Source organism: Paenibacillus hubeiensis (genome assembly GCF_032334105.1).
Lineage (GTDB): Bacteria > Bacillota > Bacilli > Paenibacillales > Paenibacillaceae > Paenibacillus > Paenibacillus hubeiensis.
In genome coordinates this window covers 253,273-279,381 of the sequence record NZ_JAVYAE020000001.1, presented here as the reverse complement: position 1 = coordinate 279,381, position 26,109 = coordinate 253,273, and the positions used below count along the sequence as shown (strand labels likewise).

The 26,109-nt window shown below is 42.8% G+C and carries 36 protein-coding genes and 2 pseudogenes; 36 read left to right on the top strand and 2 right to left on the bottom strand.

Going from position 1 to position 26,109, the window contains the following annotated elements; all coding sequences use genetic code 11:
- Positions 1-174: 174 nt before the first annotated feature.
- From RSX24_RS01270 to RSX24_RS01205, 14 genes and pseudogenes are all read left to right on the top strand, one after another.
- The gene (locus RSX24_RS01270; protein WP_343259484.1) at positions 175-618 is read left to right on the top strand and encodes a GNAT family N-acetyltransferase; all 444 of its coding nucleotides are present in this window, start codon (positions 175-177) and stop codon (positions 616-618) included.
- A 155-nt stretch (positions 619-773) separates the two neighbouring features.
- Positions 774-1,499, top strand: a complete 726-nt coding sequence (locus RSX24_RS01265) for an alpha/beta hydrolase (RefSeq protein ID WP_343259483.1) — start codon at positions 774-776, stop codon at positions 1,497-1,499.
- Positions 1,500-1,942: 443 nt separating this feature from the next.
- Positions 1,943-2,416 (top strand): hypothetical protein, encoded by a 474-nt coding sequence (locus RSX24_RS01260; RefSeq protein ID WP_343259482.1) that lies wholly within the window; start codon positions 1,943-1,945, stop codon positions 2,414-2,416.
- Between the two features lie 200 nt (positions 2,417-2,616).
- Complete coding sequence (locus RSX24_RS01255) at positions 2,617-3,099, top strand: NUDIX hydrolase (protein WP_343259481.1); 483 nt, start codon at positions 2,617-2,619, stop codon at positions 3,097-3,099.
- Between the two features lie 25 nt (positions 3,100-3,124).
- Positions 3,125-3,820 (top strand): polyprenyl diphosphate synthase, encoded by a 696-nt coding sequence (gene uppS, locus RSX24_RS01250; protein WP_343259480.1) that lies wholly within the window; start codon positions 3,125-3,127, stop codon positions 3,818-3,820.
- Positions 3,821-3,841: 21 nt separating this feature from the next.
- The gene (locus RSX24_RS01245) at positions 3,842-4,576 is read left to right on the top strand and encodes a class I SAM-dependent methyltransferase (RefSeq protein WP_343259479.1); all 735 of its coding nucleotides are present in this window, start codon (positions 3,842-3,844) and stop codon (positions 4,574-4,576) included.
- A gap of 33 nt (positions 4,577-4,609) precedes the next feature.
- The gene (locus RSX24_RS01240) at positions 4,610-5,107 is read left to right on the top strand and encodes a GNAT family N-acetyltransferase (RefSeq protein WP_343259478.1); all 498 of its coding nucleotides are present in this window, start codon (positions 4,610-4,612) and stop codon (positions 5,105-5,107) included.
- Between the two features lie 64 nt (positions 5,108-5,171).
- Entirely contained in the window at positions 5,172-5,702 is a 531-nt protein-coding gene (locus RSX24_RS01235) for a GNAT family N-acetyltransferase (protein WP_343259477.1), read from the top strand.
- A 46-nt stretch (positions 5,703-5,748) separates the two neighbouring features.
- Positions 5,749-5,937: pseudogene (locus RSX24_RS01230) on the top strand (amidase); the annotation flags it as partial.
- A 109-nt stretch (positions 5,938-6,046) separates the two neighbouring features.
- Positions 6,047-6,532 (top strand): NUDIX hydrolase, encoded by a 486-nt coding sequence (locus tag RSX24_RS01225; protein WP_343259476.1) that lies wholly within the window; start codon positions 6,047-6,049, stop codon positions 6,530-6,532.
- 355 nt (positions 6,533-6,887) lie between these two features.
- Complete coding sequence (locus RSX24_RS01220; RefSeq protein ID WP_343259475.1) at positions 6,888-7,709, top strand: alpha/beta fold hydrolase; 822 nt, start codon at positions 6,888-6,890, stop codon at positions 7,707-7,709.
- A gap of 109 nt (positions 7,710-7,818) precedes the next feature.
- Positions 7,819-8,394: a DinB family protein gene (locus RSX24_RS01215; RefSeq protein WP_343259474.1), complete on the top strand. Its 576-nt coding sequence runs from the start codon at positions 7,819-7,821 to the stop codon at positions 8,392-8,394.
- 250 nt (positions 8,395-8,644) lie between these two features.
- The gene (locus RSX24_RS01210) at positions 8,645-9,040 is read left to right on the top strand and encodes a VOC family protein (protein ID WP_343259473.1); all 396 of its coding nucleotides are present in this window, start codon (positions 8,645-8,647) and stop codon (positions 9,038-9,040) included.
- A gap of 43 nt (positions 9,041-9,083) precedes the next feature.
- Positions 9,084-9,299 (top strand): annotated as a pseudogene (locus RSX24_RS01205) (GNAT family N-acetyltransferase); the annotation flags it as partial.
- A 58-nt stretch (positions 9,300-9,357) separates the two neighbouring features.
- Here the strand turns inward: RSX24_RS01205 and RSX24_RS01200 are convergent.
- Positions 9,358-9,891: an HXXEE domain-containing protein gene (locus tag RSX24_RS01200; RefSeq protein WP_236417295.1), complete on the bottom strand. Its 534-nt coding sequence runs from the start codon at positions 9,889-9,891 to the stop codon at positions 9,358-9,360.
- 96 nt (positions 9,892-9,987) lie between these two features.
- Here RSX24_RS01200 and RSX24_RS01195 point away from each other — a divergent pair, with 96 nt between their 5' ends.
- From RSX24_RS01195 to RSX24_RS01160, 8 genes are all read left to right on the top strand, one after another.
- Positions 9,988-10,533: a hypothetical protein gene (locus tag RSX24_RS01195; RefSeq protein WP_343259472.1), complete on the top strand. Its 546-nt coding sequence runs from the start codon at positions 9,988-9,990 to the stop codon at positions 10,531-10,533.
- 47 nt (positions 10,534-10,580) lie between these two features.
- Positions 10,581-11,213, top strand: a complete 633-nt coding sequence (gene yqeK, locus RSX24_RS01190) for a bis(5'-nucleosyl)-tetraphosphatase (symmetrical) YqeK (protein WP_343259471.1) — start codon at positions 10,581-10,583, stop codon at positions 11,211-11,213.
- A 38-nt stretch (positions 11,214-11,251) separates the two neighbouring features.
- Positions 11,252-11,581, top strand: a complete 330-nt coding sequence (locus RSX24_RS01185; protein WP_343259470.1) for a hypothetical protein — start codon at positions 11,252-11,254, stop codon at positions 11,579-11,581.
- 305 nt (positions 11,582-11,886) lie between these two features.
- Positions 11,887-13,104 carry a glycoside hydrolase family 5 protein gene (locus tag RSX24_RS01180; protein WP_343259469.1) on the top strand — a complete coding sequence of 406 codons (1,218 nt, stop codon included), beginning with the start codon at positions 11,887-11,889 and terminating at the stop codon, positions 13,102-13,104.
- 179 nt (positions 13,105-13,283) lie between these two features.
- The gene (locus tag RSX24_RS01175; protein WP_343259468.1) at positions 13,284-13,811 is read left to right on the top strand and encodes a GrpB family protein; all 528 of its coding nucleotides are present in this window, start codon (positions 13,284-13,286) and stop codon (positions 13,809-13,811) included.
- Between the two features lie 288 nt (positions 13,812-14,099).
- The gene (locus RSX24_RS01170) at positions 14,100-14,636 is read left to right on the top strand and encodes a histidine phosphatase family protein (RefSeq protein WP_343259467.1); all 537 of its coding nucleotides are present in this window, start codon (positions 14,100-14,102) and stop codon (positions 14,634-14,636) included.
- Positions 14,637-14,697: 61 nt separating this feature from the next.
- The gene (locus RSX24_RS01165; protein WP_343259466.1) at positions 14,698-14,946 is read left to right on the top strand and encodes a DUF6886 family protein; all 249 of its coding nucleotides are present in this window, start codon (positions 14,698-14,700) and stop codon (positions 14,944-14,946) included.
- A gap of 49 nt (positions 14,947-14,995) precedes the next feature.
- On the top strand, positions 14,996-15,817 hold the full coding sequence (locus RSX24_RS01160; RefSeq protein ID WP_343259465.1) for a hypothetical protein: 822 nt from the start codon (positions 14,996-14,998) through the stop codon (positions 15,815-15,817).
- A 97-nt stretch (positions 15,818-15,914) separates the two neighbouring features.
- Here RSX24_RS01160 and RSX24_RS01155 read toward each other — a convergent pair whose 3' ends face one another.
- Positions 15,915-16,844 carry a carbohydrate deacetylase gene (locus tag RSX24_RS01155; RefSeq protein ID WP_343259464.1) on the bottom strand — a complete coding sequence of 310 codons (930 nt, stop codon included), beginning with the start codon at positions 16,842-16,844 and terminating at the stop codon, positions 15,915-15,917.
- 231 nt (positions 16,845-17,075) lie between these two features.
- Here RSX24_RS01155 and RSX24_RS01150 point away from each other — a divergent pair, with 231 nt between their 5' ends.
- The 14 genes from RSX24_RS01150 (at position 17,076) to RSX24_RS01085 (ending at position 25,999) form a co-directional block, all read left to right on the top strand.
- Positions 17,076-17,564, top strand: coding sequence for a hypothetical protein (locus RSX24_RS01150; RefSeq protein ID WP_343259463.1), 489 nt, complete (start codon positions 17,076-17,078; stop codon positions 17,562-17,564).
- Positions 17,565-17,806: 242 nt separating this feature from the next.
- Positions 17,807-18,154, top strand: a complete 348-nt coding sequence (locus tag RSX24_RS01145; protein ID WP_343259462.1) for a VOC family protein — start codon at positions 17,807-17,809, stop codon at positions 18,152-18,154.
- Between the two features lie 38 nt (positions 18,155-18,192).
- Complete coding sequence (locus RSX24_RS01140; RefSeq protein ID WP_236417309.1) at positions 18,193-18,762, top strand: DinB family protein; 570 nt, start codon at positions 18,193-18,195, stop codon at positions 18,760-18,762.
- 72 nt (positions 18,763-18,834) lie between these two features.
- Positions 18,835-19,062 (top strand): DUF3977 family protein, encoded by a 228-nt coding sequence (locus tag RSX24_RS01135; protein WP_236417430.1) that lies wholly within the window; start codon positions 18,835-18,837, stop codon positions 19,060-19,062.
- Between the two features lie 182 nt (positions 19,063-19,244).
- Positions 19,245-20,021, top strand: a complete 777-nt coding sequence (locus RSX24_RS01130) for a Cof-type HAD-IIB family hydrolase (protein ID WP_343259461.1) — start codon at positions 19,245-19,247, stop codon at positions 20,019-20,021.
- Between the two features lie 220 nt (positions 20,022-20,241).
- On the top strand, positions 20,242-20,523 hold the full coding sequence (locus RSX24_RS01125; RefSeq protein WP_343259460.1) for a hypothetical protein: 282 nt from the start codon (positions 20,242-20,244) through the stop codon (positions 20,521-20,523).
- Between the two features lie 28 nt (positions 20,524-20,551).
- A complete protein-coding gene (locus RSX24_RS01120) occupies positions 20,552-21,106 on the top strand; it encodes an HAD-IIIA family hydrolase (RefSeq protein WP_343259459.1) in 555 nt (184 codons plus the stop codon).
- Positions 21,107-21,236: 130 nt separating this feature from the next.
- On the top strand, positions 21,237-21,761 hold the full coding sequence (locus RSX24_RS01115) for a GNAT family N-acetyltransferase (protein WP_343259458.1): 525 nt from the start codon (positions 21,237-21,239) through the stop codon (positions 21,759-21,761).
- 166 nt (positions 21,762-21,927) lie between these two features.
- A complete protein-coding gene (locus RSX24_RS01110; RefSeq protein WP_343259457.1) occupies positions 21,928-22,467 on the top strand; it encodes an AAA family ATPase in 540 nt (179 codons plus the stop codon).
- 19 nt (positions 22,468-22,486) lie between these two features.
- Positions 22,487-22,906, top strand: a complete 420-nt coding sequence (locus RSX24_RS01105; RefSeq protein ID WP_343259456.1) for a GNAT family N-acetyltransferase — start codon at positions 22,487-22,489, stop codon at positions 22,904-22,906.
- 84 nt (positions 22,907-22,990) lie between these two features.
- On the top strand, positions 22,991-23,485 hold the full coding sequence (locus RSX24_RS01100; RefSeq protein ID WP_343259455.1) for a hypothetical protein: 495 nt from the start codon (positions 22,991-22,993) through the stop codon (positions 23,483-23,485).
- A gap of 152 nt (positions 23,486-23,637) precedes the next feature.
- Positions 23,638-24,192 (top strand): DNA topology modulation protein, encoded by a 555-nt coding sequence (locus tag RSX24_RS01095; RefSeq protein ID WP_343259454.1) that lies wholly within the window; start codon positions 23,638-23,640, stop codon positions 24,190-24,192.
- A 205-nt stretch (positions 24,193-24,397) separates the two neighbouring features.
- Positions 24,398-25,279, top strand: a complete 882-nt coding sequence (locus RSX24_RS01090; RefSeq protein WP_343259453.1) for a class I SAM-dependent methyltransferase — start codon at positions 24,398-24,400, stop codon at positions 25,277-25,279.
- Between the two features lie 285 nt (positions 25,280-25,564).
- On the top strand, positions 25,565-25,999 hold the full coding sequence (locus tag RSX24_RS01085; protein WP_343259452.1) for an HTH domain-containing protein: 435 nt from the start codon (positions 25,565-25,567) through the stop codon (positions 25,997-25,999).
- Positions 26,000-26,109: the final 110 nt, after the last annotated feature.

The following is a 26,109-nucleotide window of genomic DNA, read 5'->3' as shown; positions in this document are numbered from 1 at the left end:
CAAGGAGAACACAACATGTCAAGAACAATTTAATGATCCATAACTTGAAAGGAGTGATGTGGTATGAACAATACACATTCGAGTAATGCCCATAGTGGTTTAAGAGGTGTTTTGATCTAACACAGAGGAATGTTCAAGTGGTTCCTCTGTGAACACGTTGAGGAGGAATTGAACATGACAATAAGTTTGAAACCCGTGTCGGTCGATAACTGGTATAGCTGCACCCAATTAGAAGTAAGAGAAGATCAAAAGGAAGTATTCCCGGCCCCGATCGTATATTGGATTGCTGAATCGAAGTATGTCACTGAATTTCAACCAATGGCGATCTATTGTAATGAGAATATTATCGGTTTTATCGTTTATTGTACGATTCCGGATGAGGATGGAAACTATTGGATTCCGGCGCTAATGATTGACCAGAAGCATCAGGGGAAAGGGTACGGAAGAGAAGCGATGAAGCAACTGCTAACACTCATGAAAGAAACACTGGACTGCCAAAGAATCATGATCGGGCACAGACCGGAAAACACAGTTGCAGGCGCTTTATATGAATCATTAGGATTCAAACGAATAAGTCGAGAACTGATCGATGGTGAAGTGGTCCGTCTTTTGATCTGAACGTGTTGATTGGATAACAGAACATCGCAACCGGATCGATCTCTCTAGGAATTAGCGTTGTCCAAGGGAGATCGACCTGGTGATCGTCAACTGAAATTTCAAAAGATATCAAATTACTGTAAATTCATTACATGAAAAATTCGAATGGAGAGCACATGGAGCATTATTTTAAAAGCAACATTGCAGGTATCCCTTGTATACAGATAAATTCCGGCATTGAATCTAATGGCATTGTCCTGCTATACCATGGCTGGATTTCAAGCATTGATGATTACGAGTTCTTTGGATCTTTGCTTTCCAGTTGGGGTTACACGGTAATCATTCCTGAGCTTCCATACCACGGTACCAGAGGCAAACTAAATGATTTCGACAAATTAGAGCTGCAGAAAAGTTTTTGGAAAGTCGTTGTCCAGGCTGTTGACGAAGCAAAGCAAATCATTTCTGAATTGAATGATAATATTGTTGCTGTCATTGGAAATTCAGCAGGTGGGTTTATCGCTGGAGGTGTCTTTGCAAATAACGTAGATATTCAATCAGCAATTGTAATTAACGGTTCTTGTGCTTGGGTGAAGTTTGAAGAACATATATGTGAACAAGAACGAAGAGAGCCTTGGATTTCAATTGATCGTGACTTTATTCGGAAGTTCGACCCGATTACCTCACTTGAATGCATGCGTGATAGATCAATGCTCCTATTACATGGAACGGAAGATACCACAATACCAATCAATAGCCAAAGGCACTTCATGCAAATTATTAGGGAACAGAATATGTTGAATTCAGTCAAATGGGTTGAATACGCTAAGGTCAATCATCATATTACACTTCGTATGTTAGAAGACATGAAGCGCTGGTTATTGGAGCAAAGTGATATTGAGTGAGTTATAAAGGCATTACCTACATGAATTATTATATTCACGAAGTATGTATCTAAACAAAGAATGAATGGGTCAGTGAAGAGGCAGTGAAACCCATCGCAAGAATTAAAGTGGATTTGACCGATTTATATTGTAAGAACCAGGTCACGATTCATAAAGCGAATGAGCTGATCATCAAAACGTGGCTGCTGTATAAATGGATAAACAAAGTGATCGAGGCAAGAAGATAGAGTGCTTGTACGGTATTGTAAACGAAGGTAAAATATAGATATCCTATCCAAAGGTAGCGAACTGACACCGATCGGAAGTTGGTACAGCGCTCGTAGTACCTAGTGAATTTATTACTGCGGTTTATATCATTGTACTAACCAAGTGTTAACGCACTTGGTTTTTCATTAAGACAGATTGTCAAGCTCCAACGTTAGATGTAAGAGGAGGGGGTTGGTTTGAAGCCGTGTATTGTTATCATTGTCTTTTTAATTTTTCTCGGATGTCAGTCAATAAAGCCGGTTCAAACTACAGCATCGAGTACAGTAGGTGCTTTGTCTAGTACGACTCTGGATGATTATTCCGCAACGCTTTCGATCCCACAAAAAGTTAAGGTCAACGAGGAATTCACGATCAAGGCTGAACTTAAAACAGAATTAGAGCAAAAAGTGACGATTTCGAGTAAGCAGCAAATGTTCGTCTACGTGATTAAAGATCGTAATGGGAATCAGATTAATTCCTATGCGATTACGGACAAAGGAAAGAATCGAGAAGTTTCTGGTAAGGTTGTTATTTCGGAAAACTACAAGTATAAGATTAAGCAGCCTGGTATATACGAAATCTCGGCAATAGCAGAATTTACAGTTATTAAAGACGAAAAAAGTCAGTATTTTAAAATTGAAACGGATTCTAAGCAAGTAGAAATAGAATAATAAACACGAACCCATGCGGTACTTCTTATGGTCCGTCTTTCTTATTCCGAGCGGCGGCACCAGCATATATAGTATACCCGGCAAGCGAGTTGGGCTTCTTCTGCCTGATCGCCTTCGGTTGAAGCTGCACGCTCTAACTCTCGGCAAATGGTCGAAGAATGTTGAGTCATTTTGATGATCCGAATGAATGGGGGATAACGATGCCATTTCCAGTACATATCGTGGCAGCAGCAGGTTTTGTTGAAAATAAGCACGGTGAAGTTCTGCTAGTGAAAGATCTGCGGAGTGGGTGGGTCTTTCCTGGTGGACAGGTGGAGGTCGGCGAAAACCTCATCGATGGGTTAATCAGAGAAGTAAAAGAGGAAAGTGGAATAGATGTTGCTGTATCATACTTGATTGGTGTATATTCCAACACGGCGACGTATGAAGGGCATAGCGGAGTGGGAATGGTGCCTACCAAAGTATTGTTCGATTTTATATGTGAACCTGTGGGCGGTGAACTAACCACATCCGAAGAAACATCTGAATGTCGTTGGGTTAGAAAGGAAGAAGCGCTTGAGATGATATCGGCTCCGGCGATTCGTACGCGGTATCAAGCGTATCTTGATTTTGAAGGCAGCATCCATTATGCGGAGTATATCACCAAACCTGAATTTGAATTAAAGATGAATCGCAAAATATAGCAAGATGAGAGTTGGAGGGTTACCCATGAACATAGAGGGTAAGGGACTTGAGCATATCGCAATCATGATGGATGGCAATGGACGTTGGGCGACGAAACGAGGATTACCCCGAACAGCTGGTCACTATGCCGGTATGGAAACGATGAGGAAAATAATCCGTGATTGTCATGCGATAGGATTAGAATATGTCACGTTGTATGCGTTCTCATCCGAGAACTGGAAACGGCCCAAAGATGAAGTTGAGTATCTTCTGAATTTGCCGATGAAATTTTTGAATGAAGCCACATTAATGGAATTTGATCGGAACCATATCAGGGTCAGGTTCATCGGAGATCTGTCAGGATTCTCAAAGGATCTGGTCCATTCATTTGCCAGTATTGAAGAACGAACAAAAAATAATACGGGCATGACCGTAAGCTTTGCCATAAATTATGGTGGGAGAAATGAAATATTACATGCAATGAAACGACTCATTTCGGATGGGATCGATCCTGAATTAATAACGGCAGAGGTTATCGAAAATTATTTATACACTCAAGGGATGCCTGCTCCGGAACTGATTATAAGAACGAGTGGAGAACAAAGGCTAAGCAATTTCCTGTTATGGCAATCATCCGTTGCAGAGCTTTGGTTTACCAAGACATTATGGCCTGATTTTACAAAGGAACATTTATTCGATGCGATCAATGAATATCACAAGCGGAAATCACATGTCAGCTAAACCATGGGGGATTATCAATAGATGAGTTATTATGGAGAATTGTGCACCAGAATGTATGAAAGTGACAAATCATTAGCCGAAGGGAAAGAACTGGAGTTTTATCTTTCTTTTGTCCATCGAAAAGATATGCGCGTACTAGAGCCCATGTGTGGAAATGGCCGTTTGTTAATTCCTTTTATGCAGCAGGGGATTGATATCGAAGGATTCGATATTTCTGATGATATGTTGAAGGTGTGCAGAGAGAAGGGCAAGCAGTTGAATCTTAAACCTCGTGTATATAACCGCGGAATTGAAGATTTTATAAGCCCTAACACATTTGATTTGATCGTCATTCCGTTTGGATCATTCTCCTTACTACCAGACGAACTGGTGAATATGAGTCTACACAATTTGAAAAAAGCTCTAACCGATCAAGGGAAACTCCTTGTTACGATTATGTTGAAGGATAAAGAGGTACATGAACTCCCCGAATGGACGGAATCAGGAAAGGTACATTTCGAGCATGAATCGATTGTGTTGTACAAGAAAACGCAATATCTCAGAGATCGATCCATATTATTTACCGAACTAAAGTATCAACTGCAAAATGATGATCAAATCATAAAGACGGAGATGATGGAATTTCCGCTTAAGCTTTATTCGATCACAGAATTTGAAGGTATACTCCAGGACAATGATTTTGAACATATTCGGTTACATGAAGTGAAGGATGGGTATGGGCGAGGGACTTGTTTTCATGTTTTTGAGTGCAGTTAACCAAAATACGAAATCACGAAAGAAGGATGCCATATGATTGCCATTCGCTTGGTTTCAATGGAGGATATTCCGCATATACAGTCCATTGCTCATGAAACATGGATGTACACATATGGAAGTATTTATACCAAAGAGTACATTGATACGTTCCTAAGTAGAGCTTATTCTACCGAGAATTTAAGTCGATCTGTAGAGAGAACACTTCAAAGTGAGAAACGGGATTTTTTGATCGCAGAATGGAATGACGCAGTCGTCGGATATGCTCACACCCGTCAAGTAAACGAGGAAGAGGTTGAATTACTACGAATTTACGTACGGCCTGAGTTTCATAAAATGGGGGTAGGTAAAGCTTTCATCCAAGAATATATTCACGTTTTAAAGCCAATGAAGAAATTGTTTGCGTGGGTAGGAAAAGACAATTCTATAGGCAGGGCATTTTATGAGAAACGCGGGTTTGTCCAAACGGAAGAAATGGTAGAGACCACTGGAGGGCAGGAAAAAACACAAATTAAATATGAACTGAAACTGTAGAGGGGGAGAACGTCTTGGATGCAGTGGGGATTTATTAAAATAGACATCTAAAGGAGAATAAGAAATGTTTCCAATCCTAACAACGGAAAGAACAATTTTGAGAGAAGTACAATTTGAAGACGTTGAACAAATATATGATTCCTTTTCTAATAAAGAAACCATGAAATATTATGGTCAAGATCCCTTTACTGAAAAAGAACAAGCTGCAAACCTTATTAATCACTTTCATACTATGTATCAAGAGAAAAAAGGAATGCGTTGGGGAATACAGCTTAAGGGTCAAGAGCATGTGATCGGAACAATTGGTTTTAATCTATGGTCTCAAAAATACAAACGAGCAGAATTAGGGTTTGAGATTAATCCAGGCTACTGGAGAAAAGGCTATGCGTCAGAAGTAATTCCCGAGGTACTTAAATATGGTTTTGAAGAGTTAAAATTGGCCCGTATTGGTGCAATAGTTTTTCTTGAGAACGAGGCATCCAACAATTTGCTATTGAATATGGGATTTGAACACGAAGGAATTCTCAGAAACTATATGTATCAAAATGGACGCTTCTATGATACGAATGTGTACTCAATACTGAACTCTAATTGATCCTTTTTGTAAAGTGATGAAAGTGTCAAGATATAGGCCCAAAGCAGCAAATGCAGGATATCCATCCATAGCTATTCCGGCGGGGGATATAGATAACGGTCGACCATTTGGTATAACTTTTGCGGGAAAAGCATTCAGCGAGTCCACGTTAATTTGCATCGGTTATGCTTTCGAACAACGAACCAAGCATCGTAAAAAACCAAATTGTTATAACAAACTAAATTTTACAGACTGATCGGTGTACCTGAAGGGAGTATACGGTGGCTTCGTTGGTGCTTGCGGGATGGCAGATTCCATCGAGATTGTTGTAGAAAACTATAAAATCAATAAAGGGTTGATCTCTGATGTTCTATGTAAATGCAAGAGCTTTTGTAGAGCGAAAGAATAATGAAGGAATCGAGATCGTTATACAAAGAAGGACTAAGGCAGATGCAGCGTATAAGTTCGAACTTCCCGGGGGGAGGGTGGAACCTTTTGAATCGCTGCTCCAAGCATTGATCAGAGAAGTTAAGGAAGAAACAGGATTGGATGTATATGAAATAGAAGGAGCTGACACTCGGATTGATACGATCGGCATAAATCCTGCATTTGAGGTGGAGTGTCTTCAACCTTATGCAGCATATCAAACCATTAAGGGACCGATTGATTCCGTCGGTTATTATTTTAGATGCAAGGCCACCGGAGATTTGCTGGAAGCTGGTGACGAAACCGCAGATATTCAGTGGATGGCTATCAAGGAACTTAATGATTTATTTACCCGGAATCCATTGGATTTTTCGGATGTTGATCGTGCTGGAGTGAAGTATTATTTGAAGGACCACGGGTTTTGATTTTGTAAAGCTAAACTTCCATAGAAAGGATGAATACAGGTGGCTCATATCCCTGGAAACAGAATTGTACATAGAGAGTACCTGGACCAAGATTTTGAACCTATTCGGCAATGGGTTAATGATCCGGAAATAACCAACACGAAGAAGGCAGATTCAGAGAAAAGATTTATAAACACGGGAAGTACTGGGATAGCATTTGCATGAGTCTATTAAAAAGTGAATATACATCTTCTTAAGCATAACCTTCCAAAAGAACATGGCATCTGCGTTACTTAAAAATGTTCATGAAAGGATCATAACGATGGAGAGATATAAGAGCTCGTCCGGAAGAAAATTAATTATGGATTCCTATAACATGCTGCTGCATTCATGGGAAACGGATTTCGTAGAAAAGGTGATCGAGACGACCTATGGTTCGACGCACGTGATCATTGCCGGTGACCGTTCGAATCCACCGTTGATGCTATTTCATGGGACAGCAGATAATTCGGCCATGATGTGGATATACAATATTAAGGATTTAGCTAAGGCGTTTTATGTGATTGCGGTAGATGCTATAGGGGGATCTGGCAAAAGCGAACCTAATGATGAATATTTCAGAGCATTCAATCAAATCACTTGGATGGACGACATTGTGACAGCTTTGAACATCCATACCATAAATATTTGCGGAGTTTCATATGGTGCCTATTTATCTTATAACTACACATTGAAGAGACCTGATAAGGTAAATAAGGCAGTCTGTCTTGCAGGTAGAATTCCAAGCAATTCATTTGAAGTGATTTATAAAATGATGGCTGCTTTTTTGCCAGAGGCATTATTTCCGTCGGAAAAAAACTGTGAAAAGCTGCTGAATAAATTGAGCGGGCCTCATCGTTCGCCATTTCAAGACAATGAACTTCTGATGAAGCACTGGTACTACTTGTTAAAGTATTTTAACAATAAATCGATGATGCAGCACAAAATAGAAATACATACGGATCAGGAGGTATCCGAATTAAGGAACAAGGTATTGTTCCTCATTGGTGAATACGATCGATTATCCAATTATCCGAAAGCTATAAAGAAACTCGAGAACAATAAAATGAATTACAAAATCATTCCTGATGCAGGACATGCAATAAATCATGAGCAAGCCGATCTGATCAATAAGGAGATTATTGACTTTCTAAATTGATGGGGCTTCATCTAGCTGTTTGTAGCTCATGGTGCAATCATGAGCTTTTTTATTTATTTCCCTTGGTGCCGTTCCTTCAAAACCCAAAATTAAAAAGCAGGTGAAAAAAATGAGTATAAGTAAAACGATTACATACATCGATTTTGAACTGTCCAACACATTAAGTGAATACCAGCCTTGGTTTGGGCTGAACACCGAAGTGCTTTGTTTTAAACCTAAAGAGGGGTGGAGCATCGGACAGATTTTGGAGCATGTTACATTAACCAATCACTATTTGTTGATATTAATCAGGAAAGGGAAGAGAAAGGCGATTGATTTGGCCGGAAAGAAAGATTTACAAACACGGTTAGAAACATATTCATTTAATTTGCATGAGCTAGATGCAATTGCTAGACATAACTCATTTGATTGGATTAGACCCGAGCATATGGAGCCGACAGGAGATAAAGATCTCGAAGAAGTAAGATTACTGCTTGAGGAACAATTAAAAGAATGTAGAGACATACTGTTCGAAATGAACAAGGGCGAAGGAATACTTTACAAGACGACGATGACGGTAAATAACTTAGGGAAGATTGATGTGTATCAATATATTTATTTTCTGTGCCAACATGCCAAAAGACATATCACCCAAATGCAGAAAGTTCTGAATGAGTATAATGAAATTAATCCATTAGGACTATGAATACGTATAAATAGAGAACGTGGTTATTCGCATCAACATCGTGGAACTTGAAAGAGCAGTAAAAAGAGATAAAATCGAAAGCTGCGTTTCCTGCAACTAAACGTAGTATTTAAGCGTTAGGAAAATAGGGATTAAACGATTGGATTATCTAATCAACCGGACATTTCGCGAGGAACTCTTTTGAACAAATAAAGATATGCTGTGATCGAGGCTCGTATTTTTCAATAAAACGCAAATCGGAGGTGTTCTCATGGAAAACGGAAAAATCTTGGGTATTGCTTATAATGTGATCCCTGTTGAAGACCTGGAAGCATCCGCAGCTTGGTTTGTTAAGCATTTCGGATTCAACATCAGAAATCGAAGGGAAGGATATTTAAGCCTTTTCAGGGATAACCGACCTATTTTGGATCTGATCCAAAGCGAACATAAGTCAAGAGCCGTATTCGAAGTGCGAAATCAAAGAAGATGGGTGATTACCTTTTTCACGGACGATATTGCATCGTTACATAGCTATTTAAAATCAGAAGATGTTAAAGTCGGGAACATTAGTGATGAAGGAAAGTATGGGAAGTTTTTTGTGATGGAGGATTTGGACGGCAATTTGTTCGATGTCTGGGAGCATTATGATTGTGAACTGATTTTTTAACGAGAAAAATAAAGGATTTGGTTTTGTTCACGAACATGTTCCTGAAATTGGCATGGCCTTGCTAAAAGAATATCGCGGCAACGGAATAGGTACCTCCTTAATGAATGAACTATTTAAAGAAGCTAAGCAAAGAGGAATCCGACGCTTATCCCTGAGTGTGGACCCAGGGAATATACCAGCCGTGAAACTATACGAGCGGTTCGGATTCAAAGAAGTGGGGAAGGTGGGTACATCCATCACGATGGTGGTTGAATTGTGATCAAATCATCAGTTTGAGAGATAAAAGCAGAGTTTTTGAAAAATGTATGTATACGTAATCAATCAGGAATAACTTTTTTGCCAATTATATGTCCCAACATGACTATGGGGATCAGGATCAGGCCAACAGCCAGACTCTGTATAAATGACCACCAGGTGAGCATGTTCAATTCTGCTAAACGGTAGAATAAATAAACGGAATAGGGAAGAGTTACGAAAACGGCTGTCACTACTCCAGGGGTGTACATTCGCAAGTAGATGCTTTGAAATAGATGAGTGAACACATGGATGAAGAGAACAGCATTAAAACCGATGAATAACAACAAAGAATGATGCTCCGCAGCTATCCACGTTACCGGAATGAACATAATGAATTCCAAAGCAACCGCCACGGCAAATTGAGCAGAGGTGATATGCTGAAAGGAATCGAAACGCCGTCTAAGCGGCTTGGGCAGCGCTGAACGAACCAACCCATGGTTTCGTTTCATCCATTTCTCTACAACAATAATTTCTTCGAAATCATGAATCATAAATGCAGCGAAAAACAGCCAAATCAGCGAATTCAGGCTGATCTGTTCATTGAACCAGTCCATAGCTTCCTCCTGTGAATTTTGATTATGTTGTTTTAAGTGAGCTTCCCATTTCCTTATTGACAGGTGTGGGTCGAATAAAAAAATGGGGAGAGAAGGATGAAAAAACGAAATTTCTTATTCATGCTGATTGTTGCGGGTTCGGTATTACTTACAAGTTGCAATGATGCTAACCATACGATTGCTACGCAGGGTGAACATACAAAAACAGTCGATATGGAGCATGCCAACGAACCATCCGAATCCATGTTTAGGATCGAAATGCAATCCCCTCCAACGATTACAGCCGGGGAAACCTTTGAGGTAAAGGGATATTTGGTCAATCAAAGCGAGACTGCTTGGGATATTTTCCATGGTGCGGATATGTTTACTTATACCATTTACGATGATGCAGGTAAACCCCTGCCAAACCATGAGGGGATGATTGCAGTAAATGATATAGGTTTGGGGACAACGCTCCAGCCCGATAGCAAATATAATTACGACGGTGAACAGCATGTTAGTTCCAAGTTATATCAATTGTCGGTAGACCAGCCCGGAAAATATAAGATCGTCGGTCAGGCAGAATTCTACATTACTTATGACAATAAATCGCATCGATTTCAAATTAAATCTGAACCACTGGAGGTAAATGTAGATCCATAAATCAAGTGAAGTGAATGGTGTTGGAATTCAACTCGGAAAGGTGATGAATGATGCATCAGGTCCTCGAAACATACTCATCGAATGTGCTACTGTCGGGAAATGTACGAAACGACATTCAAGCCTTTTTTTCAGCTCATCATGATCTTGAAACTTTAAATCATACGTTAATAGTGGCAACCCAGGCAAGGCACATCGCAGAACTTTATGGTGCAGATCCGTGGAAGGCAGAACAAGCAGGTCTGCTGCATGACATCAGTAACGTGGTCCCTGTAAGCGAGATGTTAAATGTAGCCAAGGTACTATCGATCGATATCATGGACGAAGAGTATACCTATGATCGAATTGTACATCAAAAATTGTCCAAAGCTATGGCCAAAGAAATTTTTCATATCAACGACAGTGAGATCTTGGACGCCATAGAATGTCATACCACATTCAGGCCTGAAGCAAGTCTTATGGATAAAGTTCTTTTTGTTTCAGACAAAATCTCTTGGGAGCTGCCAGGAAATCATGCGTATTTGCATGAAATCCGAAAAAAGGTTGTAGACGAGCAGCGATTGGATGAAGGGATACTGATCTATCTTAATTACATTTGGAAGCAGCGTTCCAAACTTAAATTGGTACATCCTTGGCTAATCCAGGCGAGAGAAGAATTATTGCAAAAGGGGCTTTGTATCTAATAATTTTGTTCATGGTTTTTTTTTTGGGAGTGAGTGAAATGTCTCTTTGTTTTTACGATAACGTAGAAATCACCGATGAGTCGATCGTCAGCATTGATCGGGTGTATGGTCTGGATTTTGGGCAATTTGACGATGAGAAGTGGGGCGGGCTGTCCGAAATCTATTCCATGCTGCCTGCACAAATCAAGGTGGACGGCGTTGCGCAACCTGCCTGGTTTGGAGAAGAAGACAAACATCACGAATACTTGTGGGCGTCTGTGGAGCCTTCAGGTCTGCAGGTTGTCGGACGATTGAATTCCGCAGATTGGTACGAGTGGGAAAAGACGTTTCATGAGGGAATCATCGCTTTTCCATTTTTCGCGATTTAACGATGAAGACTCGTGTAATATAAAGGCGTTTTCTCACTAAATATGCACGGATAAAAAGAAATATAGTACCTTAATTTCCAATTATATGTTATTCTGAGAAAAGGATGCGCTTTCATTCAAGCGTAGACTTGCTAGTAGGTTTCTCTATCGCTTTTTCTAGCACCGGCAGCTTGGGAATGGCAGCAACGTATACGATGCAGAAAGGAGGGCATCCGGACTTTGATTGCAGTATGGTCAACGAAGTGTGTTCAAGGTAATCGTTCTGCGTGTGGAAGAATCATCATTAAATAAGCGGAGGTTTTGACATGCTGGCCAAAATGAAAAAGTGCGGAATGTACAGTCTGGCTCTTGTATTGTTGTCTACCATGTTCTTAAACGGTTGGAATGCCAAAGTATCGGCGGCAACCCCGATTACATCGGATTTCAGGTCTTTGCAGGCTTCGCAGATCATTAGCGAAATGGGTGCGGGATGGAATCTGGGAAATCAGCTTGAAGCATCATTGAACGGCACGCCAAGCGAGACGGCATGGGGCAATCCTATGGTTACTCCGGAATTGATCAAAAAAGTAAAAGCAGCGGGTTTCAAAACGATTCGGATTCCCGTTTCTTATTTGAATCATATTGGAAGCGCTCCCAACTATACGATTAATTCAGCGTGGCTGGATCGAGTGAAAACGGTCGTTGACTACGCCTACAATGAAGGTTTGTACGTCATCATCAACATTCATGGAGATGGCTACAATACCGTGCAAGGTGGATGGCTGTTGGTCAATGGAAGCAATCAAACGGCCATCAAACAAAAGTATGAGAAAGTGTGGCAACAAATTGCCAACAAGTTTATCAACTATGATGAACGGCTTATTCTGGAATCGATGAACGAAGTGTTTGACGGCAATTATGGAAATCCCAATTCCGCATACTATGCCAACCTGAATGCGTACAACCAAATCTTCGTGGATACGGTAAGGAAAACCGGAGGCAACAATAGCGCCAGATGGTTGCTCATTCCGGGTTGGAATACGAATATCGACTATACCGTTGGCAACTATGGTTTTGTTCTGCCAACGGATACAAACCGATCTTCAACGATCCCAAGCTCGGAGAAAAGAATCATGATATCGGCGCACTACTATTCTCCGTGGGACTTTGCAGGCGAGGAAAATGGAACGATTACACAATGGGGAGCCACGGCAACGAATCCTTCCAAGAAATCGACGTGGGGACAAGAAGATTACCTGAATTCACAGTTGCAATCGATGTACAATAAATTTGTCACCCAAGGATATCCTGTGGTACTCGGTGAATTTGGTTCCATTGATAAAACGTCGTACGATTCGACCAATAACGTATACCGCGCAGCGTTTGCCAAAGCGGTCACCGCAACGGCCAAAAAATACGGGGCGGTGCCGGTTTATTGGGATAATGGCCACAACGGCCAACATGGATTTGCCTTGTTTAACCGATCCAACAATACCGTAACCCAACAAGGCATCATTAATGCAATCATGCAAGGAATGCAATAAGCCATTCATACGTGTGTTTGTGAACGGCGCGAACCCGCAAACGGGATTTCGCGCCGTTCATATTAATATTGACCTGATGGAAGTAAGCATTAAAAGAATATAACTTCACATGATGGAATGTTTGGGATAAGATGGATGTTGTGGAAGCAGGTTAATGCCTTCAGAAAGAGGAGATTTCCATGAAAATTCGTCTTACACCGTATGATGAGAACTGGGCCAGGATGTATGAAGAAGAAGCTCAAGTGTTAAGGGACATTTTTGGCGACGAAATACGGACACTCGAACATTTTGGCAGTACGGCCGTTCCGGGAATGAAAGCCAAACCGGTCGTGGATATGATGTGTTTGGTGAAAGATATTCAAGTTATTGATGGATACAATGACCGTATGCATGCTCTTGGGTATGATGTTGCCGGAGAATGGGGCATTGCGGGAAGAAGGTTATTTCGAAAAGGCGGGGAACAGCGGACGCATCATATTCATTTTTATCCATACGAACATCCGCAAATATTACGTCATTTGGTGTTTCGCGATTATTTGCAAGCGCATCCGGAAGAAGTTGAACGTTATTCAGCGATGAAAGAAGAGCTTGCCCAACGTTACGAGGATACGAGCGACTACAGCAAGGGAAAGAAGCCGTTTGTTCAGGAGATGGAACAGAGAGCTTTGCAATGGCACAGCGAGAAAACGAAATACGGCACTCAGTAACCCTACACTAAACTCACTCGATTAGAACAAGGATGTGAGCGCATGTTGAACTATACGAATACAACGAAAGAGTTAACGGAAAGCGTGTGGCTATGCCCGGATAAGCGCGCAAGGGAGAACTATTCTGGACTACATTTATACAGAAGAAGGCGGAAGGGCTGCTAGAGGTATTGGAATGCGAGTATCAACGAAAGATTGAAACTGGTTCTCAAACGTAAACGGGCACCACTATAAATCATAGCTTTTATATCATTTTGGAATCAATGCAAAAAGAGTGGGGGTTAAATCATGATCTATGTAGTGCGGCATGGCCAAACGGACCTGAACAAACAAGGCAGACTTCAAGGACGCCAGGGGTTGCCTCTAAATGATGCAGGAATGAAGCAGGCGGAATGGCTGCGGGAGCATTTAAGCCGCGTTACTTTTGACTATGTATTTTCTTCTCCACAGAATCGGGCGATTCAGACTGCAGAGATCATTACAGACCAGAAGGCAGTCACGGATTCCAGGCTGGACGTGTTCGATTTGGGTGAGGCGGATCTATTGTTAAAGAAAGAAGTCAAGTTGGCGGGTGTACTGCCAGATCCCCGTTTTTATCAGGGGGTGGAAGAACTGAATCACTTTGTGAACAGAGTATTTGGATTTATGAAAGAACTTGAACTTCAGCGTGATACCAAGGAAGCCAATATTTTGATATCCGGTCATCGCTGCACAACAGGCTGCCTGGGGGCTTATTTCATGGGCATACCGGAAGACGGCAACTTGCTTCAATATTCATCTGGCAATGGGGATTACAAGACGTATACATTTAAATCGGGAGTGTAAGCCCGATAGATGTTCTGAAATGGTAGATGTCCCAAAAGAACTAGATCCTGTGAGGTGAAGAATGTTATATCATTTCAGCGAGGAGCCAGATATTGAACAATTTGTCCCACGAGAGAAACTAAACCGTAAGGATTTTCCGGCCGTCGTATGGACAATTGATCAAATGAATGAGCATTCCTATTTCTTCCCACGAAATTGTCCAAGAATTGTACTTAAAGGAACTCCCGAAATCTCAGAAGAACATCGGAAAATGTTTTTCGGAATGTCGCAGGCGAACAAGATCATTGCTATAGAGAGCTCCAGCTTATGATGGAAAATCACTTCTAGAACTGGGGTATTTTTAGTCAGGAGGAATTCAAATGCGGACACACTTTGGCAAATACGATATACCGCCAACGCTTCAGAAGCTGATTCAATTACAGGAAAGTCTCCAAGACGCTGAACAATTTTTTACGGGATTTCATTTTTATCTAAGTTTAAACGGGTTCAGGTATTTCAACACGCCTTGCGATGTTATTGAGTTTGGAAATATCGGCGCCGATGGCATACATTACGGTTTTCTTACGGATTACGGGACAGTAACGGACCTTGAAGCAGCCCCGATCGTTTGTGTCAGTCCGATGAATTTTGATCGTCCGTCCCGCGTTGTAGCCAACAATTTATCGGAGTTTCTGAACGTTAATCTGAATGACGGAGCATTGTTTTACAATGATTTTGAGAGCGAAGAAAGTTATTTGCTTCAGAAGCGGCAGTGGGCCGAACAAGCGTTGAACTCTCCATATCAGCCTACAGATATTGAAAGGATTACTCGGGAAAGAATTACAATATGGACAGTAAACAATGTACCAACCCCTGCCATTGATAACCCTTATACATATGTTCAGAATGTAAGTCTGGTTCGTCAGAATGAGATTACTCTTCAGACACAGGACGGATTAGGCGTGAAATTTCCTTTTGCTGAAGGAGAAGAACATCTACCATATCGAATCCACGATGATACGGATCTTGATATGGGTTGGCTGAAGAATTATTTAAATTCAGCCCCCGTAACGTCACGACTTGCATTGATTAGAGATATTCAAATGAGTCACGATATCCGTGACCAACAAGATCTCCGAGCCATCATTATCCCGGCATTGCATTTGATGAGTCTTGACGATGAGGCTGTTCGAATCATGTAAGAGAATTAAGAATAAAAGATCAAGAGCTCTTCCTGATTGTGCGACATGACAAACAGCCTCTGACCATAAAGTTAGGGGCCGTTTGTTCATGCGGGGGTTATTTTTTGCTTTTCGTTAGGCGAGAAGAATGAATTTTGTCAAAACTGGAGGAGCCATTTTTTTTGCGCCTGTTCTTAACAAGGATCGATTTTCGTTTCGTGGATCGCTTTGGATGACGTGGCTTTACATGTTCACCGGGTGCTCGGAGCGGTTTGTGGATAAGCGGCATTGTTGCTGTTTTCGCTGCGGCAAGCTGACCGAAATGGATCAAACGAACGCCGTGTTTTGCGAGCGCTTGATGAATGCTCCGACTGCGGAAGACGTTTAATTCAAGTTCCCGCCCTTGGGTGTAATTGGATATCTTTCGTGTGGTATCATCGACATAACCGGGATGGCACATGATTTCGGTTGAACCTTTGGGCAGATGGGCAATGGCTCGGATTAAGCGTTTCAAGCTATCTTGTTTGTCGTAGGTGTCAAGTAAAATATAATCTGTTGTCAAAGGCACAGGAGTGGCAGAAACGGCAGAGAGCCGGGATTTGCGCATCGGCACTTGATGGCGTAGGGCAAACGTTGACATCGCTCGATGCACGGCATGATCATGCAAATGCAGATGATGGTGGGAATCGAGGTGGGTCGGTTTCAAACCGGCGGTAACGAACCGTTCCCATTGGGCGGCAAGCTCCAATTCGATCTCGCATTCGTTCCACGATGACATCGTGTGTATACCGTTGAATGTCCCATCTGGCTTTACAAGCGAAGGCACATGCTGTGGATCGGAAATCGGTTTTCCATACGTCAGATTAAAATGCAGGCCGACCCCAAGCTCCGGTAACGTATTAGCCCTGTTCACTGCATCCGGGAAGCCAGGCATGTTGACCATCAGGGTTGCGCTGGAAAGCGATCCTGCCCGGTATGCTTCTTCGATCCCCCGGTTCGTGCCTTCCGACAGGCCGAAATCGTCTGCATTAATAATAAGCCATCTCATTGGCGGCCAACCTCCCAAGGGGTTCGTTTTCCTCCTATATAGATATTTGAAGAAGCGTCCATTGGAAATGGACAGATGCCGATTATGGAATAACCAATCCCATGCAGGAGGTGCAGTAACATTAATGACGCCTCAAGAAATGTTGCACATCGTGCAATCACAGCTTGCTGCCGATCTTCATTGCAGCATTGACGATTTGAATGGGGACAAGGAAAGGACCACATTATTTATGTGGACGCCCAGGAAAACCCGGGACGCAGGCCGTTTCGGCGAAATGCACGCTATTTTGAAATACTGTCGATGGGGCAAACGATTGTTGTCTCGGCAACGCCGGAGCGCTTGAACATAGCGAAAGCATATATGGAAGGTAAAACGCGGGATCATATTTTTTCATCGCCTTTTATCAGAGGGTTGTATTTGCATTTTCTTCCCGATCTGAATTCGCTGCAGCGTTTGTCACCCCCGGATTCATTTACATACGAAGTGCTTGAAATGGATGAAGTTTGCGATTTGGCTGGGATGACAGCATTCGATAACGCCGTGATTCATGACCCGACTTGCCCTTATCAAACGGTATTGGCTGTGTTAGCCAAGCAAAACGGCTCCATTGTTGGTATAGCGGGAGCAAGCAATTCAGGGGAAAAGCTGTGGCAGCTCGGCATCGATGTGCTTCCGGGGTACCGCGCAATGGGCTTGCTGCCTACCTGGTCAACCGATTGACGTTTGAGGTGTTAGAACGGGGATGCGTCCCGACCTACGATGTCATTGCGAGCAATATCGCTTCACAGCGAGTGGGTGTCCGGGCAGGTTATGTTCCCGCATATGTTACCGATTGGAGATGCGATTTTACGGCGTACGAAGCTTGAGTAAGAGGGCTTACGCCGCCGAAAACAGGGATGTATAATCATGGAAGACGGCTTTGACAATCCAGCCCTATAACGGGCCATTAAGGAGGAATTCCTATGTCTCCCATTCATAATGAGATCGGTGCAGTGTTTATTCCGGTGAAGGATTTGCAGCATTCGCGTGACTGGTATTGCGATATTTTGGGATTGCAGGCAGACGGGGAAATACTGCACGGACATTTGTACATGCTGCCGATGAAAGGGCCTGTCCTTATTTTGGACAGCAAAATTTATGCAGAGGATCGTGTGTTCAAGACGCCCGCATTTCATTTTAATACCAAAGACATTCAAGCGGCATATGATTATCTCGTTGCCAAGAAGGTTAACATTATGCCGCAGATTGAACGCAATTGGTTGAACTTTGAAGATCCGGACGGGAATCTCTTAATGGTGTGTGAATGTTAATGAGAGAGGACTTAAATCGGAGTTAGGGGGATTTCAGGATGTTGCACGATCTGCAAGGTGAAGCCGGGATGACGCCGGTAGTGGGCATGTTGTATTCCGCTGTCAAGGAAAATAGCGACCGGTTGCGATCCATCACGGAAGGCATGTCCCAGGAAGAAATCGATTATAGAGGACTCGATGGTTATTATAATAGTGCAGCTCAGTTAATCAAACACATTATGGTTGTAGATTTGAACTGGGTTTACCGGGTAAAAGGAGAACCCCTGCCGTCCTCCCTTCAAGAGCAACATGGTCCTATGATCGACGAAAATAACAGGCTTCCGATGGTTACGGGAGTAGCTTTGGAGGTCCTCTTGGCACAATATGCCGAAGTCATGCTTTGGTTAAAAGAAACATGTGAGAAGCTGGTGGATGCCGATTTAGACAGGGTTGTCACATTTGGGCATGAGAACGAAAAACAGGCGACGATCCGCTGGGGCCTGTGGCATATGGCAGATCATAACCGGTATCATCAGGCGCACATCAACCAACTTCGGAAATGGTATAAACAATGCAAAGAAGGAGTCTACAATGAGTTTGATTCACATCGTTCCAGTCACCAAAGATAATTGGGAAGAAGCCATGAACATCGAAATCATTTACCAATTGTCATTGAAGGAGAGTACCTTTTGAAGAAATACATGGAGATCGGGTTTGGAAATCGCTGGTTCATTCGAACGGAATTCGAACACGAGGATGGAACGGAGAGCGAACAAAAAGGATTTACCGCTCCTTTTCGCTTAAAGTCCGTATATTTAAGGATATGGATCGGTACGAGCGTGTTGATCATAGATTCCAGAGAAGGCATTAAGCGTGCTCGCAAAAACCGGAAAGCGTTCAAGCTGATCTTGGGGTTTTACGGAATATAAAGCTGAATCTCCGGAAGGAGGGCGAGGTTGACAGGCAAAGAGAATGCTGCCGCAATCCACGTCTATGAAAGCTTGAAGTATATACCCGAAGAAGAGCAGGTGCTGCAAAAAACGCTGTGAAGCTGAGGACACCAACGTGGAACATATTATTTATTTGAACTAAAGGAGCTTACTGCATTTTTATGTATAAAATTGTTTTTTTCGATGTAGATGGAACGCTGCTAAGCGAAGTGGATCGAAGTCTGGCAGCGTCAACGAAAGAAGCGGTCACAACATTAATCGACAAAGGCATTAAAGTTGTCATCGCTACAGGCAGACCCCATAATATGTGCCAACCATTTTTGGAGTTGGGCATAGATAACATCATTTCTGCGAACGGGGCCCTGATCAAATGTAAACATGAAACGATACATCAATCACTGCTTGCACCGGAAACGGTTCGTGAACTATCGGAGTTTGCCCAATTAAATGGCAGCGGCCTTTCCTATTTTACGGATCGTTTGGCCATGAACGGCATGGGCCGTCAAAATGAACGGGTGCAGGAAGCTTTATTTGAAACGTTAGGGCTCACTCAGTATCCCGATGCTATGGGTTCTCTCGTAGACGAAGTATGCTGTATGTGTTTATATGCGGATGAGGATGAAACGGGGAAGTACGTCGAGCATTTTCCGACATTAAGGTTCGAACGTTTTCACGGCTACGTGCTGAACGTTTTGGAAGAAACGAAGGTTTGCAAATCAACGGCAATGCGAAAAGTACTGGAGCATTATCAAATTGATGCCTCAGAGTCCATTGCTTTTGGGGACGGTGGCAACGACATGGATATGCTGGCAGCTGCAGGATTGGGGATTGCAATGGGCAACGCGCATGATGCTTTGAAACAGCAGGCGGACTTTATCACTTTAAAGTCAAGTGAAGGCGGGATTGACTACGCGTTACGCAAATTCGGCGTCATATAAACCATGTCGCGCTGAACCATGAGTGTCTCAAATACGCGAACAGAGAATAAAGATGATCGTGGGTTGGCTTAAACGTCCTCCTTATACTTTGACCGTGGGAAGCGAGGGATCATTCATTATGGTTGTGCAAGTCGCCTCATTCATCTTTTCGATCCTTATTGGGATCGTGATTTTGTTTCAATTGGCATTGGCTCTCGGTATGCCTTGGGGAGAGTGCGCCATGGGAGGCAAGTTTCCCGGAAAACTGCCGCCACAGATGCGCTTCGCAGCAGTCATACAAATGTTTGTCCTCGGCTTCATTGGCTCCATCGTACTTAGCAAGGCGGGATTATGGTTGCCGGAATGGTCTGATTTCTCGGAAACGGCTGTGTGGTTTGTTATCGCGTTTTGCACCTTGTCAACGTTTCTGAACATCATCACAACCAGCGTATGGGAACGAAGGATATGGGCACCCGTAGCGATGCTGCTGCTTGTCACAAGCTTGATTGTAGCCGTTTTTTAATTCAATAAAATGATGCAGGAGGAGTATGATGCAGGGGATCCAAGCTGCTTTTATCGACCGAGACGGCACGATCGGCGGGACAGGTCATTTTGTTCATCCCACGGAATTCAGCCTGTTTGATGGTGCCCAGGGTGCCATTAACATGCTGAAACAAGCTGGAATCAAAGTATTTGCGTTTACGAATCAGCATCGGATTTCGCGCGGTCAAGCCAAGCTCGAGGAGTTTAGAACGCAATTCGAGCAGTATGGCTTCGACGATGCCTTCATCTGTCCTCACGGTGCTCAGGATCAGTGCGATTGTAAGAAGCCGAAACCAGGCATGCTCAAGGAAGCGGCGGTTAAATTTGGCCTTGATCTGTCAAAGTGCGTGGTGATCGGAGATGTCGGCGATACGGATATGCTGGCAGCCCATGCGGTTGGCGCAATCAAGGTGCTGGTCAAAACGGGGTGGGGCGAATCGTCGCTGTTGGAATACAGGCACCGATGGAACGAGGTTGAGCCGGATTATATTGCCGAAAACATTCATGACGCGGCAGCATGGATTCTCCGCAGCCATCCAAGGAGAGATTTCCACGGCGGATAATTGGTCTGGAGATTTTAACAATATGGGGGAATCAAGGGATGAAGGACATCGATTTCTCGAATTATTTTTGGCAAGATGATGAGATTCGCTTGAGAAGCAGAGGCACAACAGGCGTGAGGGGAAGAAGAACATGAACAACGGAGTCATCGAATTCCCGCGTCTGGAAACGGAAAGATTGATCTTGCGGGAACTGACGCTTCAAGATGCAGCGTCCATATTGAACCATTTCTCTGATCCGTTAGTCACGAAGTTTATGGATATCGAAGCATGTAAGGACATCGCGGAAGCCGAGGAGATTATTGCTTTTCACATCAACGATTCGGGTTGCCGGTACGGTCTGTTCAGCAAAGAAAAGGATGAGCTGCTTGGTACGTGCGGTTATCATTGCTGGATGACGGACCAGGATGGGACAAGGGCCGAGATCGGGTTCGATCTGGCGCCTCGTTATTGGGGGAAAGGCATCATGCAAGAGGCTTTGCGTGAACTGATTCCGATGGGGGTTGATCTCATGCAGCTGCAATATATCGAGGCAACAACGGAACAAAAAAATGACCAATCGCAGAAGTTGCTAACCAGGTTGGGATTTAAGAAGGAGCCTTTTCTCAAAGACAACTTACTCTATTTTACGTTAAGGCGAGAACAGTACGAAGTATAACCTTGTCCAGCTCAATACCGTAGACTCTCTACTTGTATATTTTCAAAGAGAGTCTTTTTTTGTTGTCGTCATTGTTGCGGCAATAGGATTAAAATCCTTGTATGTTATTGAGCATAAAGGTAAAATATAGATGTTTTCGCTAAATCGACGGTACGGGAGTGTTGGCATGATTATCATGATTAATGGGGCTTTCGGTTCCGGCAAAACTTCGGCGGCAGCGCAGCTGCAGCCTAGAATCGCGAACAGCATGATTTTTGACCCGGAGGAAGTCGGTTATATGCTCAGAAAGCTTATACCGGAAGAGCAGCGGCTTATGGAAGAACGTACGGATGATTTTCAGGATATCGAGCTTTGGAGAGTAATGACGGTACAGACGGCAAGGGAAATCCGGCGTAAATACGGCAAACACCTGATTGTGCCAATGACGATCTATAAAGAAGCTAACTTTCATTACATTTCCAATGGGTTCAAAGAATTCGATGCGGATGTATATCATTTCTCCTTGATTGCTTCGGAAGAAACGATTCACCAACGTTTGGCGAAACGGGGAGATGCACTTGGAGGTTGGACGTATCAACAGGCACCGAAATGTTTGAAGGCGCTTGGTGAACCACAATTTGCGGAGCATATCATTACGGATTCGTTGGACACAGGGGAGATCGTAAATATCATTTTGGAGCGCGTGGGAGACAAAGCAGAACGGTAAACGAAGGAGGTGGGCCAGGTTGTCCAAAGCTACCCATATTGTAAAAGGAACAAGCGAGGAAGCCCGTTTCGTGAGAAACAAGCTGATCGAATTTAATTCAAAGCATATTCCTGACGGGAGATATGAGGACGTTTGCTTATGCGTGAAGGATAACAAAGGCGAAGTCATAGCCGGACTTAACGGTTCGATTTGCTGGAACTGGATGGAGATTGACTTCTTATGGGTGGATGAGAGTTTTCGGGGACAGGGACTTGGCCAAAAATTGCTGGAGGAAGCCGAACGGCAGGCTGCAGCCGAACAGTGCACTTTCATTCAACTGAATACGTTTAGTTTTCAAGCACCGGAGTTTTATGAGAAAAATGGATTTGTAGCAATCGCCGTAATCGAAAATGCACCGCGAGACCACAAACACTATTATTTCATTAAATATTTGAGATAAGAAGTAAGCGGTTACGTATTTGAAGCAAGTTGATTATTAAACGTTATCTTCTTCAATATGTTCTTATTTTAAAGGGGGAATCCAATGAAAGTTGCACTGAATGCCAATGAACTGGAAAGCGTAGAGCTTAGCTGGTTATGTATTAAACCGATGCTGCACGCGGTACGCGGGAAAGATATGCAAACCAAGCTGGAGATGTATCATCAATTAAATGAAGCCCAGAAAGGCTTGTACTTATTTTATTCCTACCATAACCACACGGATACGAGCATGGAGTTTTATTGGTTCTCTGCCCACCATATCAATGAACTGAAATCCTGGGAACGGATCAGGCAAGCCATGCTATTTTTTAAAGCAGATGCCTTGATTGAAGTGTTGGACGAGATCCAACGTTTCATACAGGAACGGAGCATGCTGAACAAGACGATCAGCCCAATGGATCTAGAGAGGGACTCTTTTCTCTTGAATGAAGTGAACGAATTACACGAGAAGTATAGTCGATGTTCAGCACTCGCCATACAACAAATGAATGAGTACATATTGGATCATCGGGCGGAATTTTTGGAACCGGATTTGTGAAGATGTGTTTAATGGATAAACCGATTGGTTTGCCAGAGCTGGTTTTTGGCTGGATGAGTTCAGATGTCGCTGGATGCAGAGAACGAAATCGTACACTTTTTACATACAGCCCATGAGGTACAAAAATTCACGTTGTCACCGAGGTGAGCGAAATGAAAATCATGGTCATTGGTTCCAGCGGATCGGGGAAGTCGACGTTTTCTCGGGAACTGGGGAAAGGATTGGGTTTGCCCGTACATCACTTGGACCTGTATTACTGGAAGCCTGGCTGGGTTGAAACGCCCCGAGAAGAATGGGAAGAGTTCAACAAACAATTGGTTGCCAAAGAAAACTGGATTATCGACGGACATTTTGGAAGAACGATGGATATCCGAATGAAAGCGGCAGATGTCATCATTTTCTTTGACTTATCGCCGATCATCACAACCTATCGCGTCATTAAACGCAGAATTCAATATCATGGCAAAACGAGACCCGACTTGAATGAGGGTTGCCCCGAATCCATTGATTGGCCTTTTATCAAGAACGGGTGGAATTTTCGCAGAGACAAACGCCCTGCCATTATCGAAAAATTAAAACAACAACCTTCAAACAAATGTGTGATGATCATTGGCAGCATGAATCAAGCCAAAACGGTATTGCGCGAGATCCATAGGAAGGGACACCACTATTTCGAGCAGTATAGGAATGATGCAGTGAAAGGATAATTGGAAATCGCAGTTCGTCGCAAGGGATTTTTGATTTGGGTCTATAGAGCTTAGCGGTTTATTTCTCAGGAAATATTTCGGCTATATAGGTTGAACCAGACATTTACACGATAACGGAGAGGGCAGAAAGAATCTGGAGAAGCGGAGCGTTCGCCTAAAAAGAACAAAAATAAGGCATGTTGCAAGCAAAAGGAGGAAAAGAACCATGACCGAGTATTACTGGGATACCAAGATCGAATATTTGAGGAACACGCGCTGGCTGTACTACAATGACGATTATCTGGAATTTTTGGTGAAAAGCGTATGGAAAATCGATAAACCGGTTAACATCGTAGATTTTGGATGCGGTTACGGTTATCTCGGTTTGAAGCTTCTTCCGCTTATGCCGCAAGGAAGCACGTATACCGGCATGGACAAAGGAACAGAACTGATTCGCGAGGCTGAGGAAATTTACTCGCATTTAGACTATGATGCAACGTTTATAACGTGTGATATCGATGAAGTGCAGCTGGAGCCAAAGTACGATATTGCCGTAAGCCATGCGTTTTTGTTACATATGACCGAACCTGCCAGGATTGTTCGCAAAATGATGGACAGCGTACGGAATAACGGAAAATTGATTTGCTTCGAACCACACTGGATCGGCAGTATGGCCAATTGTTATATGGATGGCGTAGATCAGAGCAGCATCGTTCGTTTGGGCGTTCTGCAAAAGTTGTATGAAGAAGACGAACGGCGCACGCTCAAGGGTGGAAATATCGGCATGGCTCTGCCAGTGATGTTAAGTCAGCTTGGGTTAAAGAAGGTGGAGTGCCGAGTCAGCGACAAAGTAAACTTTTTGGATCAAAACATGGATGCGGACCGTAAAGAACTTCTGTATCAAGCGCTGCGGGAAGAGGGATTGGGACAACATCCCGGGGAACTGGAACAGGTCGTGAACAATCTGCTTGCCAGGGGATTAAATGAACATGAGGCCAGAGACGAATACGAGTCGGAAGCTAACTTTGGGAGGACATTCAATGCGGATTCGTGGCTGACATATGCACCTAATTTCAAAATCTCCTTTGGTACGGTGGAGCGTGACTGACGAGAAGATTTGTATGACGGCCTCCACTATCTGAAACAGAATAATTCGAATTTTAAAAAAGGGTATCTTTTCTTTCGACATAGAGAACTTAATCCAGAATTAAAGCATTGGGCTATGTAACTGGTATTTGGTTAAAAGGTCGTATCACGAAATTTGGAATGTGATCGGAAGATGAAATATGTATCAATGGGGATTCATTCCAGAGCTATTTGTTAGAGGCTTTAAAGTATATATTTTAAGCTCTTGCCGCCCGGAACTACTGATAAGATTTAGGAGGGAATAGCGTTGCTTATAATAAATTCAAGTAATTCAAATGGCGAACCTTTTAATGAGCTCTTAGAAAAGGTAATGACTACTTACAAACTCTCAACGCAAACTTTAAGTAAGATGTCTAATTGTAGCGAGGATATGATTTTGGATTTATTAAATGACTCTTTAGATAAAACGAATTATTCCCAAGTTATGATTTCAGAATTTCAGCAATTTATAGTTTTGCTATCCGTGGGTTTTGAAAGAATAGAGTCTAACGAAAGAGTCAGGGGAGTAATAGACCATTTAATTCATCATTTGAATTTTTCTGTGGATTCACTAGCTCTTTTTTCAAAATTAGAAAAACAAGATGTTCACCATTTCCTCGAAAATCCGGAAACTCTATCATTTGAGAAACGTTATAATTTAGCGACCACCACATTATTTCTTCATTATGTATGTAAACCCTGAATACAAATAAGCGATAGTGGGATCTTATTCTACTATCGCTTATTTTAGTTCATCCAAGGTTAAGTTAGCCTATTAGTTCAATTAGATCTTGGATTAACCTACCATGTCAT

Excerpts from the sequence above, each read along its gene's own strand:
- RSX24_RS01125 (WP_343259460.1), top strand. The coding sequence starts at position 20,242 with ATGGGAGGCAAGTTTCCCGGAAAACTGCCGCCACAGATGCGCTTCGCA.
- uppS (WP_343259480.1), top strand. The coding sequence starts at position 3,125 with ATGAACATAGAGGGTAAGGGACTTGAGCATATCGCAATCATGATGGAT.
- RSX24_RS01130 (WP_343259461.1), top strand. The coding sequence starts at position 19,245 with ATGTATAAAATTGTTTTTTTCGATGTAGATGGAACGCTGCTAAGCGAA.
- RSX24_RS01100 (WP_343259455.1), top strand. The coding sequence starts at position 22,991 with ATGAAAGTTGCACTGAATGCCAATGAACTGGAAAGCGTAGAGCTTAGC.
- RSX24_RS01090 (WP_343259453.1), top strand. The coding sequence starts at position 24,398 with ATGACCGAGTATTACTGGGATACCAAGATCGAATATTTGAGGAACACG.
- RSX24_RS01200 (WP_236417295.1), bottom strand. The coding sequence starts at position 9,891 with ATGGACTGGTTCAATGAACAGATCAGCCTGAATTCGCTGATTTGGCTG.
- RSX24_RS01165 (WP_343259466.1), top strand. The coding sequence starts at position 14,698 with ATGTTATATCATTTCAGCGAGGAGCCAGATATTGAACAATTTGTCCCA.
- RSX24_RS01270 (WP_343259484.1), top strand. The coding sequence starts at position 175 with ATGACAATAAGTTTGAAACCCGTGTCGGTCGATAACTGGTATAGCTGC.
- RSX24_RS01175 (WP_343259468.1), top strand. The coding sequence starts at position 13,284 with ATGAAAATTCGTCTTACACCGTATGATGAGAACTGGGCCAGGATGTAT.
- RSX24_RS01195 (WP_343259472.1), top strand. The coding sequence starts at position 9,988 with ATGAAAAAACGAAATTTCTTATTCATGCTGATTGTTGCGGGTTCGGTA.
- RSX24_RS01180 (WP_343259469.1), top strand. The coding sequence starts at position 11,887 with ATGCTGGCCAAAATGAAAAAGTGCGGAATGTACAGTCTGGCTCTTGTA.
- RSX24_RS01240 (WP_343259478.1), top strand. The coding sequence starts at position 4,610 with ATGATTGCCATTCGCTTGGTTTCAATGGAGGATATTCCGCATATACAG.
- RSX24_RS01115 (WP_343259458.1), top strand. The coding sequence starts at position 21,237 with ATGAACAACGGAGTCATCGAATTCCCGCGTCTGGAAACGGAAAGATTG.
- RSX24_RS01120 (WP_343259459.1), top strand. The coding sequence starts at position 20,552 with ATGCAGGGGATCCAAGCTGCTTTTATCGACCGAGACGGCACGATCGGC.
- RSX24_RS01160 (WP_343259465.1), top strand. The coding sequence starts at position 14,996 with ATGCGGACACACTTTGGCAAATACGATATACCGCCAACGCTTCAGAAG.
- RSX24_RS01110 (WP_343259457.1), top strand. The coding sequence starts at position 21,928 with ATGATTATCATGATTAATGGGGCTTTCGGTTCCGGCAAAACTTCGGCG.
- RSX24_RS01215 (WP_343259474.1), top strand. The coding sequence starts at position 7,819 with ATGAGTATAAGTAAAACGATTACATACATCGATTTTGAACTGTCCAAC.
- RSX24_RS01145 (WP_343259462.1), top strand. The coding sequence starts at position 17,807 with ATGTCTCCCATTCATAATGAGATCGGTGCAGTGTTTATTCCGGTGAAG.
- RSX24_RS01220 (WP_343259475.1), top strand. The coding sequence starts at position 6,888 with ATGCTGCTGCATTCATGGGAAACGGATTTCGTAGAAAAGGTGATCGAG.
- RSX24_RS01245 (WP_343259479.1), top strand. The coding sequence starts at position 3,842 with ATGAGTTATTATGGAGAATTGTGCACCAGAATGTATGAAAGTGACAAA.
- RSX24_RS01255 (WP_343259481.1), top strand. The coding sequence starts at position 2,617 with ATGCCATTTCCAGTACATATCGTGGCAGCAGCAGGTTTTGTTGAAAAT.
- RSX24_RS01095 (WP_343259454.1), top strand. The coding sequence starts at position 23,638 with ATGAAAATCATGGTCATTGGTTCCAGCGGATCGGGGAAGTCGACGTTT.
- RSX24_RS01235 (WP_343259477.1), top strand. The coding sequence starts at position 5,172 with ATGTTTCCAATCCTAACAACGGAAAGAACAATTTTGAGAGAAGTACAA.
- RSX24_RS01265 (WP_343259483.1), top strand. The coding sequence starts at position 774 with ATGGAGCATTATTTTAAAAGCAACATTGCAGGTATCCCTTGTATACAG.
- RSX24_RS01225 (WP_343259476.1), top strand. The coding sequence starts at position 6,047 with ATGTTCTATGTAAATGCAAGAGCTTTTGTAGAGCGAAAGAATAATGAA.
- RSX24_RS01185 (WP_343259470.1), top strand. The coding sequence starts at position 11,252 with ATGTCTCTTTGTTTTTACGATAACGTAGAAATCACCGATGAGTCGATC.
- RSX24_RS01135 (WP_236417430.1), top strand. The coding sequence starts at position 18,835 with ATGGAGATCGGGTTTGGAAATCGCTGGTTCATTCGAACGGAATTCGAA.
- RSX24_RS01155 (WP_343259464.1), bottom strand. The coding sequence starts at position 16,844 with ATGAGATGGCTTATTATTAATGCAGACGATTTCGGCCTGTCGGAAGGC.
- RSX24_RS01170 (WP_343259467.1), top strand. The coding sequence starts at position 14,100 with ATGATCTATGTAGTGCGGCATGGCCAAACGGACCTGAACAAACAAGGC.
- RSX24_RS01210 (WP_343259473.1), top strand. The coding sequence starts at position 8,645 with ATGGAAAACGGAAAAATCTTGGGTATTGCTTATAATGTGATCCCTGTT.
- yqeK (WP_343259471.1), top strand. The coding sequence starts at position 10,581 with ATGATGCATCAGGTCCTCGAAACATACTCATCGAATGTGCTACTGTCG.
- RSX24_RS01140 (WP_236417309.1), top strand. The coding sequence starts at position 18,193 with ATGTTGCACGATCTGCAAGGTGAAGCCGGGATGACGCCGGTAGTGGGC.